Origin of the sequence: Sinorhizobium terangae (assembly GCF_009601505.1) — a bacterium.
Lineage (GTDB): Bacteria > Pseudomonadota > Alphaproteobacteria > Rhizobiales > Rhizobiaceae > Sinorhizobium > Sinorhizobium terangae.
This window is the reverse complement of sequence record NZ_WITC01000089.1, coordinates 1-1,738: the sequence shown is the minus strand read 5'-3', so window position 1 is coordinate 1,738 and position 1,738 is coordinate 1. Positions and strand designations below refer to the sequence as shown.

Sequence of the window (1,738 nt, the reverse complement as noted above, 5' to 3'; positions counted from 1 at the left end):
CTGCTTCGTACCGTTGGAACGTCAACGACAAGCTCGCAATCACCCCCGGTGCTCAGTACTTCGGCAACCTGTCGGAAGGCTCGCTCACCGACTTCGGCAGCAACGATGCATGGCGCGTTGGTGGTACGGTTGACTACAAGATCACCGAAGGCCTCGCTACCCGTCTGTCGGTTCAGTACGAAGACCAGGATGACGGCGACGATGAAGTCTTCGGCTTCCTCCGCCTGCAGCGGGACTTCTAATCTGGCTAATCTGACCTAGTCAGATCCAAGCCCGCAACTCGAAAGAGTTGCGGGCTGTTGCTGTTTCGCAACGTTTGCTTGCCATTGGACCGTCGAGACGGCCCAGGAATGAAGCGCCAGCTTGAACGCAGCCAATTTCTCGGCCTCATTCGAGGTTGTAAGAGAGGGACTGCGAACGTGGGGCGGGACGCGGAAAAACAAGCGGGCGACTTCAGTTTTCCGAGTATGCGCTCGGGCTACGAAGTCAGTTACAGCTTTACCGCGCAAGGCCCGGTCGGAGTAGTCAAGGAGACCACGCTCGCCGACCTGCTTCAGCGCTACGCCGACATTTTGTGGGAAGAGGGCCACCACAAATACAATGTGAAAGCCTTCATCGGAGAACTCGACGAGATTCTATTCGGCGCCCGTTTCTCCATCTTCTCGCAGGATATGCTCGACAGCCTGATCGGTGCATTACGCAAACGTGGCAACAGCAACGCGACCATCAACCGGAAGATGGCGGCGCTGAGCAAGTTGCTGCGGAAAGCGTACAACATGGGCGACATCCATAGCTTGCCGGAGTTCAGACGGCAAAAGGAGCGAGCAGGACGGCTGCGCTTTCTGGAAGCCGATGAAGAAGAGGCATTATTCCGCGAGATCGGCAATCGTTCGCAACTCTATGTGCAACTGTCTATCTTCCTGGTGGACACGGGCGCGCGCCTTGGCGAGGCAATCGCCCTCAAATGGAACGATGTCCATCAGGGCAGAGCGACGTTCTGGGTCACGAAGTCAGGCCGCAGCCGGACCGTCCCCCTGACCATGAGGGCGAAAGAGGCATTGGAAGCCCTCGCAGATCGGTCCCCAGGACCATTTGCAGCGATTGATCAGCAAAAATACCGCGCGGTTTGGAACGCAGCCAAAGTGGATGCGGGACTGGGCGACGAAGCGGATATCGTTCCTCACGTGCTGCGGCATACCTGCGCCTCGCGCCTGGTGCGTGGCGGCATTGACCTTCGACGGGTGCAGATGTGGCTCGGCCATCAAACCCTCGAGATGACAATGCGCTATGCACACTTGGCCTCGCATGATCTGGACATGTGCGTGCCGGTGCTCGAGCGCCACCTAAAATAAACGAGCGCATTACCCTCCGACTGGCCCCAAAAGGCTTTTCCGCGATTCAACTCATTGCACGCCGGCACCAATCCCACTCAGGCTCAGGCTGCTTTTGCGAGCCGGCAAAAGACGACTTCTAACCACAGTCAGATGAGGAAACCTTCCGATTCTGACTGGAGGTCAGAAATGAACATCAAGAGCCTTCTTCTCGGCTCCGCTGCTGCTCTCGCAGCAGTATCCGGCGCTCAGGCAGCCGACGCAATCGTCGCCGCCGAGCCGGAGCCCATGGAATACGTTCGCGTTTGCGACGCTTTCGGCACGGGCTACTTCTACATCCCGGGCACGGAAACCTGCCTCAAGATCGGCGGCTTCATCCGCGTTCAGGGCTCGTTCGGCCGTGACGA

3 protein-coding genes are annotated in these 1,738 nt (G+C 58.2%); all 3 read left to right on the top strand.

All coding sequences use genetic code 11. From position 1 onward, the window contains the following. Window positions 1-242: porin (locus GHK62_RS21190; protein ID WP_193571422.1), on the top strand; the 242-nt coding region annotated here is incomplete at its 5' end. Window positions 243-350: 108 nt separating this feature from the next. Further along, on the top strand, window positions 351-1,352 hold the full coding sequence (locus GHK62_RS21185) for a tyrosine-type recombinase/integrase (RefSeq protein WP_327791008.1): 1,002 nt from the start codon (window positions 351-353) through the stop codon (window positions 1,350-1,352). A 168-nt stretch (window positions 1,353-1,520) separates the two neighbouring features. Continuing rightward, window positions 1,521-1,738, top strand: a 218-nt coding sequence (locus GHK62_RS21180) for a porin (RefSeq protein ID WP_193571421.1), incomplete at its 3' end; no start/stop codon positions are given.

Bases quoted from the DNA above. Each gene is read 5' to 3' on its own strand.
- GHK62_RS21185 (WP_327791008.1), top strand. From the start codon at position 351: ATGAAGCGCCAGCTTGAACGCAGCCAATTTCTCGGCCTCATTCGAGGT.